We start from the raw sequence: 17,754 nt of genomic DNA on the forward strand, positions 1-17,754 counted from the left end.
TCTCCATTTAGATAGTGTAGTGTAGCTCTGATCTATTGTAGCATTCAAGGCTAACGGCGATCAAACTTGCGGATGTTTGGCATAGTAGTGCATGCTGAGCGGCCACCAAATAACAGCGAAGATCGGATAGATGGCCCATATTTCATCTGGTGATGAGATAGCGTTCACTATAATGAAGAGCGCGCTCGTGAGCAGCGAAGCGCATAGCGAGAAGTCGAACCATCTGCGCGAACGGGTGAAATAGATGGACATCGGCCACCATAAGATTGTATACGCCACGAAAATAATCCAAGGATACTCCGGAGAGAATAGAAGGTTGAGTGCGCCATACGATCCGATGATTAAGATACTGCTGATAATCGCCATGCCAAGTGTAGCGGCGTAACGGCCGGCGTACATGAGGATCGGCCACCAGATGACGGCTAGCGCCGGGTATAAGAACCAAGGATGGCCAGCACCTTGAATAATATTTTCCCAGATGAGATAAATAATAAGCAGTAGAGTCGATACGAGCGAGTAAAGCTTGATTCGTCCTGTCGCTGCAAAATACATCGCGATCGGCCACTGAATGAGAGCGAAGGCAGGGTGGACGAACCATAAGTAATCTGGCGATGTAATGATGTTCACAATCAATAGGAAGACGATGGACATGATGCTGCCGGTTACGGCAAAGTTTGCACGATGGTTTCTCATATTGGTGCCTCCTTAATTACCAGCCTAGCCACTTGTAGAACATGACAAGCGGCCACCAAGCGACTACGAATGCTGGGTACACGAACCAGATTGTGTTTGGCGAGTAGTACATGTTTATGAATAGGAAGAAGGCGATTATGAGGCAGCTGCCCCAAATCGAGAAGCCTAAGTGCAGGCCGAACCGCTTACGTGGATCTATTACATGCTTGTTGCGGATGACGCCGAGCTCTTCCTTGATGTCCGAAATATCGCCAAACTCGACTATCGCTTTGTTCGTCGCATCTTCTTCGCTCTTGCCGGCACGCACAAGGTCGTACACTTTTTCTTCGAGATTTTGCGTAATTTCCTCTTGAATTAATTGTTTCTGCTCGCTGTCTGGGATATCGCGGAACCATTCATCAATATGTGTGCTAATCTTCTTCATTTTATAACCCCTCCATGAAAATATTGACAATCTCTTTAATTTCGTTCCATTCCTCAACCGTTTCTTTTAAGTATGCGCGGCCAAGCATCGTAATCTTGTAGTAGCGGCGTTTGCTGCCATGTGATACGTCGCCAATATACGATTCAATTAACTCTTTGCGCTCGAGCCGTTGAAAGACGGCATACAGCGTTGCTTCCTTGATTTGGAAACGGTCATCCGTCCGCACGCTGATTTCCTTGGAGATCTCATAACCATAGCGGTCTTCTTCATAAATAAGCCGCAGGATGATCGCATCGAGATGTCCGCGAATGATGTCACTTCGTATCATGCAAGGTCCTCCTGTAAATCATAATCCTAAGCCTGTTGAACGTGACTATGATTTACTCTGTCACATAGTGCTCTATCAGGCATAGTTCTATCTGATGGAGTAAATTTATCATAGATTACTCTATGTGTCAAAGTAATCGTTAAAACTTTTTTTATACAAACTCACGACGATGCGATGCACATCGCAAACGTAAATTGGAACAGACTGAGGATCGTTTAGGAACCCGAATAATGAGATCCAATCGATCAAGCACAAGCCCGGGATGAAATTCCTGGGCTTTTAGTATGTGAGCAGAAGGCCAGCTTTGCTTTATTGATAAGGGTTTAAGTGAATATTAGGATCACCCTAAAATTATTAATAACAAAATAACTAAAATTCACAAAACTGATATACTAATTTTTTACTGTTTGCTATAGTAGAGGGGTGGAAATGAAATCGCTTACCGAAACAATGCCGCTTGACGGAGGGGGATTGGTTTTGCGTGGATTAGAGGCTTCACAGACTCCGATATTGGATGTCCAAAACGTGACGCGAGTTTTCGGAAGAGGGGAAACACAAGTTTTTGCATTAAGAGGTGCCACACTCAGTGTGGGCACGGGTTCATTAATTGCATTGAAGGGGCGATCCGGCTCAGGCAAGACGACCTTGCTTAATATTATGGGCGCTTTGGATGCTCCGAACGAAGGCTCGATCTTCTACGGCGACAGAGACGGAAGCCGAATGAGCGAACAACAGAAAAACGAGATGAGAAAAAAAGAAATCGGGCTGATTTTTCAATCGTTTGCTTTGGTGCCGTACTTGAGCGCCTTTGAGAACGTCGAACTGGGACTTCGGATAGCCGGCGTGCCGGCTTCCGACCGCAAAAGGCTGGCCGAGGAAGCGCTTAGCTTCGTCGGGCTGGCGCAGCGTATGCACCATCGCCCGCAGGAGATGTCCGGCGGCGAGCAACAGCGGACAGCGATCGCCAGGGCAATCGCCCACAAGCCAAAGCTGATTTTGGCGGATGAGCCGACGGCCGAATTGGATTCCCGCATGGGCAAACAAATCATTGAGGTATTCCGTGAACTGGTAGGCACCTTAGGCGTAAGCGTCGTGCTCACAACCCACGACCCGCACATCATGGATCTTGTCGATCAGGTTCATGCACTGGAGGATGGACGAATTGGTTCGGAAATCATCAAGTATATATAAATCCCGGGCGCTTGCGCTCGGCGTGCTGCTCATCGCGAGCTTAGCGTCGACAGGCTGCAGCCTGCTGCCGAAAGAGCAATCAACGTTAAAGCCTCCGCTAGTCAAGCCGGCGCAGGCCGAGGTTCGAACGATCGACGCCAAGAGCGGAAGCATCGTGAAGCAGGTTGCGGGCTCTGCGACCTTCGTGCCAACGAAGATCGAATACTACCAACAACAAGGTGCCGGCGTTATTCATTCGGTGGATGTCAGGGCCGGCAGCGCCGTGAAGAAAGGCGACGTGCTCGTAACTCTTGAGAATAACGGGTCCGACATCGAACTGCTGGAGCGCCAAATCGAGTACGAACGCAAGAAACAGGCGTTTAACGATGCTGTCGAAGCTGGAGACGCGGAGAGCGAGCATATCGCCAAACTTGATTTCGAGCTTGCCGATCTGCAGTACAAGAGGGCGAAGTCGAAGGCTGACAGCAGCGTCATACGCGCCAAAACGGACGGCGTCATCTCCTATTCGACTGATTTGCAGCCCGGCGATCATTTCGACGCTGAGCGGGTGCTGGCGGCAGTCGCACAGCCTAGCGGCATGCGGTTGGCTCTCGAGGTGGCCGCTAATCCGGCACTTGCCGATATTAAGATCGGAATGGATGCGGACGTCACGTATAAGGAGAAAACGTACAAAGGCAAGGTGACGCAGACACCGGCCTCCGCTCCGGAAACGGCGGACGAACGGCTGCGTGACGAATACGGTAAGACCGTCTACATCGAGCTAGGCAAGCTACCCGAAGGCGCATCGTTCGGCGCGCATGCGGAGGCGACGATCGTCGCAGCCCGCCGCGATAACGTCATTGTGCTTCCGAAGAGCGCGATCCGCGCGTATTTCGGTCGGACGTTCATTCAGGTGCTGGAAGGAGAGCGGCGCAAGGAGATCGATATTGAGACTGGTCTCACAACCGCGACGGAATACGAGATCGTGAAAGGCGTTCAGGAAGGAATGAAGATCATACTTCCGTAAGCCACCGGGGGGAATCGAGGGAATTATGTCCGTTCTCATCATGCTTCTGCGAAAGATGGCCAGAAACTATTGGCTCGTCATCTGCTTGTTCAGCGGTATGCTCTTATGTATCGCGCTGACGTCAAGCATGCCGATCTATAAGAACGCCGTGCTTCATCATATGCTCGTACAGGACTTGGAGCGGAGCTACGAACAGACCGGGGATCACCCGGGTATGATCGCCGCGCAGTTCACCATGCAGACCGACAACGCTAAGGTGCAGGCTAACGTGTGGAACCTGTTCGACGCTTATTGGTCCTCGCATATCGCCAGCAGCCCTCTGCTCCATGTTACGCAGGATCAAAGGCTGGTGGAGACGGTTCGGTTCAAGCTTACGCCAGCCGATCCTACACGCGTTGATCCGAAAGTGAAACGCAGCGCCAAGTTAGCCATGCGCTCCGGCATCGAAGACCATGTTCGGCTGATTGATGGCAAACTACCTACGGCGGCGAAGACGAATGGCGTCTACGAGGTCATGGTCACAGACAGCGCCCTCGGACAGCTAGGCATGCTGCTTGGGCAAGAATACGTCATTAAGGATCCGAAGGTGAAGGATCAAGCGATCCGCATCAAGCCGGTCGCCGTCATCGTAGAAAAGGATCTGAACGATCCGTTCTGGGGCATGCAGAATTTGAAGAACGACCAGAACACACTCTTCCTGCCTGATCGGCTGTTCGAACAGGATTTCATCGCGAAGCATCCGATCATCATCGGCAAGCTCGGCGGGACGGCGATCGGGGATTATTCCCAATTCGACTTAGATACGGCTGCTTACATCCTGCAGCTGAAGACGAACCTGGCGCCAGACATGATGGGGGCGTACAACTATTCGGTCAGCTCTTCCGTCTCCGTGCCGGGCAGCGAGGCGATGACGGCATACAGCGAACGGGAGAAGACGCTGCGCACGCTGCTCTGGTCGCTTAACGTGCCACTGTTTATACTCATCACTTTCTATTTCTACATGGTGACGAGCATGCTTGTCGAGCGCCAGCAGTCGGAGATATCCGTGCTTCGCAGCCGCGGCGCATCGCGATTCCATCTCGTCTTGATGTATGCGGCCGAATTCGGACTGCTCGCCATCGCGGCCTTCGCCATCGGTCCCTGGCTCGGTGTCTCCTTTACTCGCATTCTCGGATCGACGAGCACGTTCCTGAACTTCGTCGACCGCGGATCGATGAAGGTGCAAATGGATGCCGAGAGCTGGAAATACGCGGCAGGCGCGGTGATCGCCGCCTGGGTGCTCAATCTGGTTCCGGTCTTCATCGCAACGAAAAATTCGATCGTCGACCAAAAGCGAGCGAAGGCACGAGAAGGCAAACGGGCCATTTGGCAGCTCTTCGGCGTCGACATCGTGCTGATTGCCGTAGCGTTGTACGGCCATTACATGTTCCGCCAGCGGATGTCGGACCTCGTCAAGCTGGGGCTTGACGGTAAATCGCTGTCCGCCGATCCGCTGCTCTATACGATCCCGACTCTGTTCATTCTCGGCTTCGGCCTTCTGATGATACGGCTATATCCGTTGTTCGTGGCACTCTTCTACCGGATGGGCCGCAGACTGTGGGCGCCGCAATATTACACGACGCTGCTGCTGGTCATTCGCCGGAACCGCATCTATCACGGACTCATGCTGTTTCTGATTCTGACCGTCGGCACGGGTATCTATAATGCCAATACGGCACGCACGCTGAACGTGAACATGGAAGACCAAATCTGGTATGCCGCCGGCAGCGACATTGTGCTTCGCCAGCACTGGGAGAACGATGCGCCTGCGAACGCCTCACCGATTCCGCAGGCGACTCAGCCGGTGCAGTCGGCACCGCCGCCGGACATCATCCACTACTTGGAGCCGCCGTTTGAATTGATCGAATCGCTGCCTGGCGTCGATACGGCTGCGAGGGTGTTTACGAAGGAAGAAGGGGAAGCCTGGCTGGGCACGAAGAGCGGCAAGGTCAAGCTGGTGGGCATCGATACGGACGCCTTCGGCAATGCCGCATGGATGAAGGACAGTCTGACGCCGTTCCCATTCTATGAATATTTAAATTTGATCGCCTCGGATACGCATGCAGTACTGCTGTCTAAAACCGCGGCCGATTATTACGGCGCCAAAGTCGGCGATACACTGGATGTCGGTTGGGAAGGGATTCGTCCGACGCGCCTCATCGTGTATGGGATCGTACCGTATTTTCCGGCATTTAACCCAAATCCAGTCGCTGGGCCTAAGGAAGGCGACGGTAAGCTTCAGAATCCCATGCTGATTGTCGGCCACCTGGACACGATCCAGACCGAGCTCGGCATGGAGCCGTACGACGTTTGGCTGAAGCTGAAGCCCGGCGCGAACAGACAGGCACTGCTTAACGAGATAGGAAAACGCCAGATCAAGCTCGAGAAGTTCGATGATACGATCGGCAAAATTTCCGAGAGCCGTATGGACCCGTTCCGAATGGCGATCAACGGCGTTATGACACTCGGTTTCATCATTTCGCTTGCGATCAGCTTTCTTGGTTTCATGCTCTTCTGGCTGCTCTCACTCCAGGGACGCATGCTGCAGTTCGGCATTTATCGCGCGATGGGAATTTCCTTCAAGCAGCTTCTCGGCATGATGACGCTGGAGCAGCTGCTGACGACAGGGGCCGGCTTCTTCATCGGCATTGCGACCGGTTTCGCTGCTGGGCAAATTTACGTTCCGTTGTTCCAGCTTTCCTTCGATCCAGGCCGGATCGTGCCGCCGTTCCAAGTCATTTCCGACCACGCGGACGTCTTCAGGCTCGGCATCTCAACCTGTTTCATGCTTGCCGCCGCGCTTGTCATACTGACCTGGCTGCTAAAACGGATGAATATTCACCAAGCGGTCAAGCTCGGGGAGGATTAACTATTGATTACATGCGAGAATCTAGTTAAAATCTATAAAACTGCCGAAGTCGAGGTTGTTGCACTACAAGGATTGAATCTGCAGCTGAACCAAGGCGAAATGGTTGCTGTCATCGGCAATTCGGGCAGCGGCAAATCAACCCTTCTGAACATGCTTGGCGGCTTGGACCGCCCTTCGGCAGGCCGATTGACGATCGCCGGTAAGGATATGCTGAAGCTGACCGACAAGGAGCAGAACGTCTATAAACGTGAAACAGTTGGGTTTATTTGGCAAAATAAATCGCGTAATCTCGTACCCTACTTGACCGCGCGAGAGAATGTAGAAATTCCGATGCTGCTGCATGATCGGAAGAAGAAACGGCTCCGGGCGATCGAGCTGCTCGAAGCGGTCGGGCTCGGTTCACGAACCGGCCATAAGCTTCAACAGCTTTCGGGCGGCGAACAGCAGCGCGTGGCCATCGCTATTGCGCTAGCCAACCGACCGAAGCTGCTGCTTGCCGACGAGCCGACGGGCGCACTGGATACGCAGACGTCGGACCAAATCATGGCGCTGCTCCGCAAACTGAATTCAGAGATGGGATTGACCATCGTTATCGTGACACATGATTTGGATCTGGCCAAGCAGGTGCAGCGGGTCGTGCTCATCCGGGATGGACGGACGTCTTCAGAGATGATCCTGCGAACGGACGAGTGCGCAACGGAGGACGTGTCAGACGAAGAAACGGAGCTCGATACTCACATTGAATATGCCGTCATGGATCGTTCTGGCCGGATTCAAGTGCCCGAGCGTTATTTGGAAGCAGTAGGCGCCAAAGACGCGGATAAGGTACTGCTGCGACTGGAAGAGGATCATATCGTTTTGCGTCCAATTGCGCCGGCGGGCAAAACGGGGGGCTGAGCGCTCAAACGAAAAGACAACTAAACGCAAAATAAAAAGAGAAACGGACGGGTCATCATGAGAGCAAAAGTGAGAATTCAAGAAATCGCCGATTTAGCAGGTGTGTCCAAGTTTGCTGTTTCTCGAGCATTGTCTGGGAAGAGCGGTGTGAGCGCCCAAACGCGGGAGAAAATCCTGCGCGTCGCCGGCCAGCTGGGTTACTTCAAGAACAACGAGCAGCAGCAGCAGCAGCAGCAGCAGCGCTTCACGGGCGAGCTGCAAGAATTCGAAGAGGTTAAATGGGACGGTACGATCGTGGTCATGTTTCCAAACTTGCGCTATCAGAACAGGGAACACATTTATTGGGGGCCTGTATTTGAAGGAGTGTCGTCGCGCCTTCGCCAGCGCGGACTTGACATTATTACGATAACGGAGCCTTCCGACGATAACGTATTCAAGCTGCTGAATCCGGAGGCGATCCAGGGCATAATAACGATCGGGACCGTCTCAACGCAAATTTTGCTCAAAATCAAGCAAATGGACATTCCGGTCGTCATGGTCGACCATAGCGATCCCGTCTTTGCGTGCGATACGATCTTCACGGATAATTTCAACAGCATGCAGCAGATGATGATGAAGCTGATCAGCAAAGGCTACCGCAAATTTCAGTTTGTCGGGAACATCAAGGATGCCCAGAGCTATTTCGACCGTTGGCTTGCGTTCCGTTCCACACTCGAGAGCTGCCAGATCGAACTTCAGCAAGACCCCATGCTGATTGGTCCCGAAGCGCACGATATCTTTCTCTTGTTCAAGCAATATCGACCGGTCGATCTGCCAGAAGTTTACGTATGCGCACATGACGTTAATGCGAAGTTCTTCATCGAGCATCTGGGCTACCTGGGAATCGAAGTTCCATCGCGCTGCGCAGTAACCGGCTTCGACAACACCTGCCATTCCCATCCGATTCTCGCGACAGTGAACGTGAACAAAGAACTGCTCGGCATGCGAGCCGTGGATCAGATGCTATGGCGCATTCAAAACCCGGCAACCGCGCACGAGAAAAAATTGATATATGCAGACGTTATTCTGCGGGAGAACTACGCCTACCTGTTGAATGGGGAAGTCGAGCGAGAAGAAGCCGGCACGGAAGCTCAATAGCAAACGACTACCAACCTAAATTTTTTCTAAAATTTTGTTGATTTTGCTTCCTGTTTGTTCTTGTTTAGGTGTATCGCAAGACAGAATAACACGTCGATTTTCCCTCTACCAGCTAATATTTGACCATCATACTGCGTAAGCTGCTCTTTATCCACGCAACGTTGACGCTCCATATCATTACGCATTGCCCTAAACTACAAGAGTAATACTCGGTATGCACACTGTTAGATAGATCGATGGTATAGATCAGATCCAACACAGATTGTTCCTGGAGTCTCCGCCTCTCCGTTTAGTTTGTAAGCGCTACAAGCGAATTCGAAGAGAGCCGGGGGCTCTTTTTGTGCGCGGAAAAGGACTATCGATTTACCCTAATGAAATAACAAAATGAAAACAAATAAGTAATAACGTTGCATAAATGTTGTTAAAATTGCAAAAATATTATTGACTATTTTTGGCTACCGATGCTATTATTGGCATGTAAGTCATCAAACACTTCGCAAACCGGTGGTGATGGGGGTACGGTAAAACTAAAAATGTAAACGGTTACGAAGAAGAGATACTAAAAAAAACATCTCGGAAACCGGTGGACCTTGCCGGAGCAAACAGGTATTGCTCACTAAATAGCGGGAGGTTGTTTTGCAAATGAGAAAAATGAAAGCACTTACAATTTTGCTTGCAGCAACGATGCTTACGTTAACGGCTTGTGGAAGTGGCAGTAACAACTCAAATGGCAACGCTGCCAATAATAAGCCTGCCAACGACGCGGCAACAAACACGACAACGGGCAATGACGCGGCAGCGAACACCGGCAACGACGCCTCAGGCAATAATGCGGCAGCGACGAACGATGCTGCTATCGCACCAATTGACCTTGGCGGGCGCGAAATCCATATCTCCGCATGGTGGGACGGAACGCCAAAGGGCGACACGGCCGATTCCAAGAAAGCGCTTGATAAACTCCACGAAGTCGAGAAGAAATACAACGTCAAGATCAAATACGACAACATCCCGTTCGATAAATACATGGATAAGTTCACGACGGCCGCGCTCTCCGGAACGCCTATGGCTGACATCTCCATCTTAGAGTTCAAGCGCGCGCTTGCCCCGATCAAACAAGGCCTGATCCTTCCTCTCAGCGAATACACACAAGCAACTAGCGATATCAATAACGAACAAGAACACACGGTCAAGCTTCCACAGCTCCTTGGAGAAGAATACTTCTTCGGTGGCAAAGGTGTATCCACTGTAGGCATGTTCTACAACCGCGATCTGTTCAAGAAACTGGGCTTGCCAGATCCGCAAGAGCTGTACACAAATGGTGAATGGACATGGGATAAATTCCTCGAAATTGCGAAGCAATCGACGACGGATACGAATAACGATGGCAAGCCGGATACATGGGGCTTCGCGGACTGGGCACCAGGCGCGGCTCGCGACTTCGGCGTAACGAACGGAGCGGTGTTCGTCAACGACGACCTAACCGTCGGTTTCACGGATCCGAAGATGATCGAAACGTTGGAATTCATCAACCGGCTGTACAACAAAGAAAACGTCGTGAAAGTCAAAAAAGGCGACAAAAACAGCTGGGATGAAACGTCCACGTTCAAAGACGGCGACGTCGCTATGTCCTCGAACTTCGACTGGAACGTCGGTGGTCTGCCGTTCGAAGTCGGCGTCGTACCGAACCCGCAAGGTCCAAGTGGTGATGGTAAATACACTTACGCGAACACCGCTCAGAACGGCTGGGTCATTCCGAAGGGCGTAAAAGAACCGCAAATGGTTTACCAAATCTATGAAGAGCTGCAAGATTTGCCTTCTACGGAAGAGTACCTTGGCCAAAATGGACTGGAAGCGCTCTTCAAAAACCAAGCGGACATCGATATGGCACTGCAGCACATCAACAATACCGGCCGTATCTCGCTTGAAGAAGGCGTTGCGGACTACCCTTGGTTCACGGTCTTGGACGACATCATCAAGAAGAACCAATCCGTTACCGCTACAGTTGAGAAGTACAAAGCACCTGCACAAGCCGCACTTGATAAATTGAAATAATTTATTGACACTTGCTGGCATTGAAGGGAGGGGAGGCCGGATGTGCCGGTACGACCCTCCTTTTCTATGCAAATGAAGCCTAACAATCGGAAAAAAGTAGATAACAAATATAAAAAAATAGTAAATTATGTTTGGTATAAATATAGTTTTGTTATGTGCCAATAGGACGATGGTACGCGAGTGCGCTTTCGTCAGCGGGATGCGTGATCCGCAGATCAAGTCGCCGCCTAGGAGGGCTGACATTGAAAGGGAGAAAACTGCTTAAGAAATGGGGAATGACGGCGGCATGCGTCATCATCGCGCTAGTACTGCTCGTCGTATGGACAAGGTCGGGCAATGACGGCACGGCAGCCGCGGGAAGCCAATCGGCGTTCGCCGAAGGCACCAAGTCGATGCTTCAGGATGGCCGCGGTGATTACGCGGAATATCTGTCGAAGCATGAGAAGATCGGCTTCGCCGATCAGGAGATTGTCCTGGATGCCGCTAGCTACGCCAAGACGGAGGGTGATGGCTTCGAGAAGCTGGTCGATTATGAAGGCCAGACCGGAATGTCCCTCAAGACCGGCGAGCAAGGCAGCGTATCCTGGGATATCGATGTGACGCAAGAGGGCTTCTACAACATTAAACTCCAATACTACCCGATCGCGGGCAAGAGCTCGAACATCGAGCGTTCTCTGCAAATTGACGGCATCGTTCCATTCACGGAAGCGTCATACCTGCAATTTGATCGCGTGTGGGACAACGAGCTGGTTCAAATGAAGCAGGACAATCTGGGCAACGACCTGCGTCCGGAGCAAATCGAGAAGCCGGCGTGGCGTGAAGCGCTGCTCGAGGATTCGGACGGCTACTACGCCGATCCGTTCAAGTTTTACTTGAGCACCGGCCATCATACGCTCACGTTCGTCTCGCAGCGGGAGCCGATGGTCATTCATCAACTGAAGCTGTATAAGCAACAACAGCCTGCTACTTATGAAGCAACGCTCAAGCAGTACGAGAAGGACGGACTGAAGAAGGTGGACAGTCAGCTGATTACCGTTCAAGGCGAATCGGCTGTCGCGAAGTCGTCACCGACGTTATATCCGCAGACGGAACGTTCCACCTCCTCGGTTACGCCTTATAGTCCGAAGCTCATTCGGGTCAATACGATCGGAGGCTATAACTGGCGTCTGCCAGGGCAGTGGATCGAGTGGGAAGTCGACGTGCCGGAAGCCGGTCTCTATAAAATCGCTATGAAATCCAAGCAGGAATTCGTTCGCGGCCTGTACTCGACGCGGCGTCTGTTAATTAACGGCGAGGTTCCGTTCAAGGAAGCGGAACAAATCCCGTTCCGTTACAAGAACGGTTACCGAATCGACGTCATGGGCGGGGACGAGCCGTACCTGTTCAAGCTCGTTAAAGGCAAGAACATCATTCGCATGGAAGATACGCTCGGCGAATTCGCTCCGCTAATCCGCGAAGTGAAAGAGAGCCTATACAATCTCAATGCTATGTATCGCAAAATCATCATGATTACCGGCGCATCGCCGGATAAATACCGGGATTACCGCTTAGACAAGCAAGTGCCGAAGATGCTGGAAACGTTCCAATCCGAGAGCGAACGGCTTACCGCTGTCAGCACCGAGCTGAAACTGCTGTCGGGTGGAAGCAGCGATTCCGAGGCGCTTCTGAAGACGATGGCGCTGCAGCTGAAAGAATTAGTGAAGGATCCCGATACGATTCCGCGCCGCCTTGCCGCATTCAAGAGCAACGCCGGCGGACTCGGTACTTGGCTGCAGAAGGCAATCGAAATGCCGCTGCAGCTCGACGAAATTTACATCGCTTCGCCGGACAAGAAATTACCTTCATCCGGAGAGGGCTTCTTCTCGAAGCTGAAGCATGAGCTGTCGACGTTCGCATATTCCTTCGTGATCGATTACAACCAAATCGGGAACGATTCTGACAAGAAGAACCAGAAGTCGATAACCGTTTGGATCGGCAGCGGCCGCGACCAGGCGAACACCTTGAAGGCGATGATTGACGAAACGTTCACGCCGCAGACGGGCATCAACGTGAATTTGAAGCTCGTGCAGATGGGCACTTTACTGCCGGCAACCTTGGCCGGCCGCGGTCCGGACGTCGCGATGCAGATCAGCAACGACATTCCCGTCAACTATGCGATGCGCGAAGCGGCCGCCGACTTGACGCAATTCTCCGATTATCAGGATGTGGCGAAGCGGTTCCGTGACAGCGCGCTTGTTCCGTACACGTATGAGAAGGGCGTATATGCGCTGCCGGAGACGCAAACCTTCAACATGCTCTTCTACCGGAAGGACGTGCTGGCAGAGCTGGGTCTGGAAGTACCACAAACCTGGGACGACGTGTATAAGCTGCTCACCGTCCTGAGCAAGAACCGGATGCAGTTCGGCATGCCGATCACGGTTCCGCAGACATCGGTGCCGGTTCCTGGTCAGAACATCCCGCCGAACTCGATCTACGGCTCGATGCTGATGCAGAATGGCGGTCAATTCTACCGCAATGACGGCAAAGAGTCCGATCTGGATTCGAAGATCGGGGTAGAAACGTTCAAGACATGGACGGACCTGTACAGCGACTACAAGCTGGAGCGCGAATTCGACTTCGCGAACCGGTTCCGCACAGGCGAAATGCCGATCGGGATCGTGGATTACACCACGTACAACCAGCTCACCGTATTCGCCCCGGAAATCCGCGGCATGTGGGGCTTTGCGCCGATTCCGGGCACAAAGCAGCCAGACGGTACCATCCGCAGAGATACACCGAGCACGGGTAACGGTACGCTGATGATGGGCAGCGCGAAGGACAAAGATTCTTCCTGGGAATTCATGAAATGGTGGACCAGCGAGAAGACCCAAACGAATTTCGGCCGGGAGATGGAAGCGCTGATGGGAGCATCCGCGCGTTATCCGACGGCGAACATCAAAGCGCTCGACAGCTTGCCTTGGCCGGTCGCCGATTACGATAACCTTAAAGCGCAGTTCGAATACGTTAGAGGCGTTCCCGAGGTGCCGGGCGGCTACTTCACCGGACGTCATCTGCAGAACGCGTTCTTGAAAGTGGTTGTCGAGAAGAATACGGAAGCACGCGAATCGATTATGGATTATACCCAATACATTCAAGACGAAATCAAAGCGAAGCGCAAAGAATTCGGCCTGCCGGAATAAGGAGGGATCCACGTGTCAACGATCGGTACACCGAGTCAAACTTCAGTGACTGTAGTCGCCGGGAAGCCAGCCGTAGAAACGACAAGCTGGTGGGCGATCAAATGGAAGGAAATAAAGGCGAGGAAGCATTCCTATATTCTGATGTCACCCTATTTGCTGCTGTTTGCCGTCTTCACCGTGCTGCCTGTAATAATGTCTGTCATCATCAGCTTTACGTACTTCAACATGCTTGAATTCCCGCGCTTCATCGGGTGGCAGAACTACTCCCGCCTGTTCCTGGAAGACGATGTGTTCTTGATCGCAATTAAGAACACCATCCTCTTCGCGGTCATTACCGGACCGCTCAGCTATATGGCTTGCTTCGTCTTCGCCTGGATCATCAACGATCTTCGCCCGAAGCTGCGCGCGTTCATGACGCTGATCTTCTATGCGCCTTCCATCTCGGGGAACGTCTACTTCCTCTGGCAGATGATCTTCTCGGGAGACCGTTACGGCATCGCGAACGGTTTCCTGATCAAGATGGGCGTTCTGCTCGACCCGATTCAGTGGCTGAAGACGGAGCAATACATCATGCCAATCATCATCCTCGTGCAGCTCTGGCTCAGTCTTGGAACAGGCTTCCTCGCCTTCATCGCGGGTCTCCAAACCGTGGACAAAACGCTGTATGAAGCTGGCGCGGTCGACGGCATCAAGAACCGTTGGCAGGAGCTCTGGTACATTACGCTTCCTTCGATGAAGCCGCAATTGATGTTCGGCGCCGTCATCCAGATCACCTCATCCTTGGCGATCGCGGACGTGTCCATCTACTTAGCCGGCTTCCCTAGCGTCAACTACGCGGCCGAAACCATCGTAACGCACTTGATCGACTTCGGAACGATCCGATTTGAGATGGGATACGCATCCGCGATCGCGACCGTATTGTTCACCTTGATGGTTGGAACGAACCTGGTCGTGCAGCGACTTCTCAGGAGAGTGGGGGAATAGACGATGAGGTTAGCGCTTCCTATTCGCAAAAAACGAGTGAACCGATCTTTCACCGGAACGTTCTGGATGTTCGTGTTTCTGGCTGCTGTCGCCGCTTTCATGGCGCTTCCGCTCGTATATGCAATCAACGCGGCGTTCAAGCCGCTCGACGAAATCTTCCTGTTCCCGCCGACACTCTTCGTTCGGCATCCGACGACGAGCAACTTCATCGATCTCATGACGCTACTCGGACAATCGTGGGTTCCGTTCTCTCGTTACATTTTCAACACCTTCTTCATTACCGGGATGGGCGTGGTCGGTCACGTGCTGCTGGCTTCGGCCGCGGCATATCCGCTCGCGAAACACAAGTTTCCCGGATCGAAGTTCATCTTCACCGTCGTCGTGCTCTCTCTAATGTTCACGCCTCAGGTAACAGCGATTCCGAACTACATGGTCATGTCCTGGATCGGCCTCATTGATACGTACTGGGCCGTTATCGTGCCAGCATTCGCGTTCTCGCTGGGACTGTACCTGATGAAACAATTCATGGAGCAAATTCCCGACGCGCTGCTGGAGTCGGCCAAGATCGACGGTGCCAGCGAATACCGGATCTTCTGGCAAATTGTCATGCCGAACGTGAAGCCGGCTTGGCTGACCTTGGTCATCCTGCTCTTCCAGATGCTCTGGGGAACGGACGGCAACGGCTTCATCTATAGCGAGCAGCTGAAGACGCTTCACTATGCTTCGAATCAGATCATATTCGGCGGCATTGCACGCGCCGGCGTCGGCTCGGCCGTCGCGCTAATTCTGATGAGCGTGCCGATCGCCTTATTCGTCTTCTCGCAAAGTCGCATTATCGAAACGATGACTACATCCGGCATGAAGGACTAGGGGGAGGTGGAAGCGTGCAATTGAAGAGAGTTTTGCTGCTGGTCGCCATTATATCGCTGGTCGCTTCGATCGGCATTCCGGCTGCGTCCGCAGCTACGCCATACGAAGCCTACACGTACGATTACTACGGCGATTCATCGCCGCTGCCAGCTCCGTACGTGCCGGATGCCGCAATTACGGGCGAAAGCTTGGGGGTCGGTGACTTCAAAGAGCCGAGCGACATGTACGTTGCACCGGACAATACCACGTATATCCTGGACAGCGGCAACGCGCGGATCATCGTGCTGGATTCAGACATGCACGTGAGCCGCGTCATCGAGACGTTCACGAACAACGGCAAGAAGGACGGCTTCGCCGCGCCGCAGGGGCTGTTCGTCTCGGACAAGAATGAATTATACGTGGCGGACACCGACCATGGTCGCGTCGTCGTGCTGTCTGAGAAAGGCGATCTGATCCGCATTATCGACAATCCGAAATCGGATATTTTGCCGGCGGCTTTCAAGTTTGTGCCGTTAAAAGTGACGGTCGATGCTGCGGATCGTGTATTCGTCATCGCGCGCGGCGTATTCGAAGGCATTATGCAGTTCGACGACAAGAACAATTTCATGGGCTATGTCGGCACAATCAACGTGTCGCCTTCTGTCTGGGACCGGCTGTGGAAGTCGTTGTCCACCAAGGCACAGAAGGCGCAGATGCAGCTGTTCATCCCGACTGAATTCTCGAACGTCGACATCGACAACAAAGGCTTCGTGTATGCGACCGCTATAGACATCACGTCGGACACTCCGATCAAGCGGCTGAATCCGTCCGGCGACGACGTCCTGAAGCGGCTCGGCTACTGGGCGGTCAGAGGTGATATCCGATTCCGGATGTTCGGCAACAATTCGGGACCGTCCAAGTTCACCGACATCAAGGTGCTCGGCGGTGGCATGTACGTCGCGCTCGACTCCAACCGCGCACGGCTGTTCACGTACAACGATGAAGGCGATTTGCTGTACGCCTTCGGCGGCCGAGGGAACCAACTCGGGGTCTTCAATACGCCTGTAGCCGTCGAGCAGATCGGCGATAAGCTTGCGGTACTGGACAGCGGTAAGAAAAACCTCGTCATCTTCCGTCCGACGAGGTTCGGAGCCCTTGTTCGGCAAGCCACGACAGAGCACTATAACGGCAACGACGATGTCGCAGTCAAGATATGGAGCGACGTGCTTCGCTTGAATACAAACTATGAAATCGCTTACCTCGGTATCGGCAAATCGCTCCTCATGCAGAAGAACAATGAGCAGGCGATGGAATATTTTAAGCTCGGCATGAGCCGCAAAAACTTTTCGGTCGCTTACAAGCGCTATCGCCGGGAAGTGCTCAAGGAACATTTCGGCACGTTCATGACCGTCGTGCTTACCCTCATCATTGCGTTCATCGCTTATCGCGTTGCAAGACTAGTCATCAGAAGGAGGGCTGTGAAACATGAAGCAGGACTTTCTTAAATTTCCGCTCCATCTTATCGTGCGTCCGTTCGACGGATTCTGGGACATGAAGTACGAGGGCAAGGGCAAATTGAAGGTTGCGCTGCTGATCTTGCTCGCGCTCATCCTGACGACGATTTTGCAAAAGCAATTTGCCGGCTTTCTCGTCAACATGGTCGATCCGCGCTCGTTGAACAGCCTGGACGATCTGGAATTCACGATTCTTCCTTTCTTGTTATTCTGCATCGCGAACTGGTCGATTACTACGCTCATGGAAGGGGAAGGGAAGTTCAAAGAGATCGTGATGGCGACCGGGTACGCGCTGCTGCCTATCGTGCTCATCAACCTGCCGATGACCTTCATCAGCCGATTCATGACGCAGGAGGAGACGGCGTTCTATTATCTCTTGAACAGCATCTCCAGCATATGGTTCGTCGTGCTGCTATTCGTAGGGATTATGACCGTCCACCAATACACACCTGCCAAGACGGTGCTGACGATGGTGCTGACCGTCGTTGCCATGGGGTTCGTTGTCTTTATCGCCACCTTGGCGTTCAGTCTAGGTTCCCAGCTCTACTGGTTCATCTACGACGTTTACCGTGAAATCATATTCCGGACCTAA

Annotated in this window: 14 protein-coding genes; 11 read left to right on the plus strand and 3 right to left on the minus strand. The window is 52.6% G+C overall.

The features are described 5' to 3' along the window. Positions 1–60: 60 nt before the first annotated feature. From BMY11_RS03895 to BMY11_RS03905, 3 genes are read right to left on the minus strand one after another with little or no spacing between them, the layout of a single operon-like run. Positions 61–693 carry a hypothetical protein gene (locus BMY11_RS03895; protein ID WP_090573131.1) on the minus strand — a complete coding sequence of 211 codons (633 nt, stop codon included), beginning with the start codon at positions 691–693 and terminating at the stop codon, positions 61–63. 16 nt (positions 694–709) lie between these two features. Further along, positions 710–1,117 carry a permease prefix domain 1-containing protein gene (locus BMY11_RS03900; protein WP_090573132.1) on the minus strand — a complete coding sequence of 136 codons (408 nt, stop codon included), beginning with the start codon at positions 1,115–1,117 and terminating at the stop codon, positions 710–712. A 1-nt stretch (position 1,118) separates the two neighbouring features. Continuing rightward, entirely contained in the window at positions 1,119–1,445 is a 327-nt protein-coding gene (locus BMY11_RS03905) for a PadR family transcriptional regulator (protein WP_090573133.1), read from the minus strand. Positions 1,446–1,895: 450 nt separating this feature from the next. On the opposite strand from BMY11_RS03905, the gene BMY11_RS03910 reads away from it, so the two are divergent. From BMY11_RS03910 to BMY11_RS03960, 11 genes are all read left to right on the plus strand, one after another. Next, positions 1,896–2,636, plus strand: coding sequence for an ABC transporter ATP-binding protein (locus BMY11_RS03910; protein ID WP_090573522.1), 741 nt, complete (start codon positions 1,896–1,898; stop codon positions 2,634–2,636). Further along, positions 2,608–3,642: an efflux RND transporter periplasmic adaptor subunit gene (locus BMY11_RS03915; RefSeq protein ID WP_177182479.1), complete on the plus strand. Its 1,035-nt coding sequence runs from the start codon at positions 2,608–2,610 to the stop codon at positions 3,640–3,642. The genes BMY11_RS03910 and BMY11_RS03915 overlap by 29 nt, the downstream gene beginning before the upstream one ends. Before the next feature lie 25 nt (positions 3,643–3,667). Next, positions 3,668–6,550: an ABC transporter permease gene (locus BMY11_RS03920; RefSeq protein ID WP_090573135.1), complete on the plus strand. Its 2,883-nt coding sequence runs from the start codon at positions 3,668–3,670 to the stop codon at positions 6,548–6,550. Between the two features lie 3 nt (positions 6,551–6,553). Next, positions 6,554–7,447 carry an ATP-binding cassette domain-containing protein gene (locus tag BMY11_RS03925; RefSeq protein ID WP_090573136.1) on the plus strand — a complete coding sequence of 298 codons (894 nt, stop codon included), beginning with the start codon at positions 6,554–6,556 and terminating at the stop codon, positions 7,445–7,447. 57 nt (positions 7,448–7,504) lie between these two features. Then, a complete protein-coding gene (locus BMY11_RS03930) occupies positions 7,505–8,584 on the plus strand; it encodes a LacI family DNA-binding transcriptional regulator (protein WP_090573137.1) in 1,080 nt (359 codons plus the stop codon). Between the two features lie 642 nt (positions 8,585–9,226). After that, positions 9,227–10,636: an ABC transporter substrate-binding protein gene (locus BMY11_RS03935; protein ID WP_090573138.1), complete on the plus strand. Its 1,410-nt coding sequence runs from the start codon at positions 9,227–9,229 to the stop codon at positions 10,634–10,636. 275 nt (positions 10,637–10,911) lie between these two features. After that, positions 10,912–13,815 (plus strand): extracellular solute-binding protein, encoded by a 2,904-nt coding sequence (locus BMY11_RS03940; protein ID WP_177182522.1) that lies wholly within the window; start codon positions 10,912–10,914, stop codon positions 13,813–13,815. 96 nt (positions 13,816–13,911) lie between these two features. Then, complete coding sequence (locus BMY11_RS03945) at positions 13,912–14,799, plus strand: carbohydrate ABC transporter permease (RefSeq protein WP_256217323.1); 888 nt, start codon at positions 13,912–13,914, stop codon at positions 14,797–14,799. A 3-nt stretch (positions 14,800–14,802) separates the two neighbouring features. Further along, entirely contained in the window at positions 14,803–15,669 is an 867-nt protein-coding gene (locus tag BMY11_RS03950; protein ID WP_090573139.1) for a carbohydrate ABC transporter permease, read from the plus strand. 14 nt (positions 15,670–15,683) lie between these two features. Beyond that, a complete protein-coding gene (locus BMY11_RS03955; RefSeq protein WP_090573140.1) occupies positions 15,684–17,153 on the plus strand; it encodes an NHL repeat-containing protein in 1,470 nt (489 codons plus the stop codon). Continuing rightward, positions 17,134–17,754, plus strand: a complete 621-nt coding sequence (locus BMY11_RS03960; protein WP_090573141.1) for a Yip1 family protein — start codon at positions 17,134–17,136, stop codon at positions 17,752–17,754. The genes BMY11_RS03955 and BMY11_RS03960 overlap by 20 nt, the downstream gene beginning before the upstream one ends.

The sequence above is a fragment of the Paenibacillus sp. OV219 genome (genome assembly GCF_900110075.1).
Lineage (GTDB): Bacteria > Bacillota > Bacilli > Paenibacillales > Paenibacillaceae > Paenibacillus_Z.

Excerpts from the sequence above, each read along its gene's own strand:
- BMY11_RS03895 (WP_090573131.1), bottom strand. The coding sequence starts at position 693 with ATGAGAAACCATCGTGCAAACTTTGCCGTAACCGGCAGCATCATGTCC.
- BMY11_RS03900 (WP_090573132.1), bottom strand. The coding sequence starts at position 1,117 with ATGAAGAAGATTAGCACACATATTGATGAATGGTTCCGCGATATCCCA.
- BMY11_RS03905 (WP_090573133.1), bottom strand. The coding sequence starts at position 1,445 with ATGATACGAAGTGACATCATTCGCGGACATCTCGATGCGATCATCCTG.
- BMY11_RS03910 (WP_090573522.1), top strand. The coding sequence starts at position 1,896 with ATGCCGCTTGACGGAGGGGGATTGGTTTTGCGTGGATTAGAGGCTTCA.
- BMY11_RS03920 (WP_090573135.1), top strand. The coding sequence starts at position 3,668 with ATGTCCGTTCTCATCATGCTTCTGCGAAAGATGGCCAGAAACTATTGG.
- BMY11_RS03930 (WP_090573137.1), top strand. The coding sequence starts at position 7,505 with ATGAGAGCAAAAGTGAGAATTCAAGAAATCGCCGATTTAGCAGGTGTG.
- BMY11_RS03935 (WP_090573138.1), top strand. The coding sequence starts at position 9,227 with ATGAGAAAAATGAAAGCACTTACAATTTTGCTTGCAGCAACGATGCTT.
- BMY11_RS03940 (WP_177182522.1), top strand. The coding sequence starts at position 10,912 with ATGACGGCGGCATGCGTCATCATCGCGCTAGTACTGCTCGTCGTATGG.
- BMY11_RS03950 (WP_090573139.1), top strand. The coding sequence starts at position 14,803 with ATGAGGTTAGCGCTTCCTATTCGCAAAAAACGAGTGAACCGATCTTTC.
- BMY11_RS03960 (WP_090573141.1), top strand. The coding sequence starts at position 17,134 with ATGAAGCAGGACTTTCTTAAATTTCCGCTCCATCTTATCGTGCGTCCG.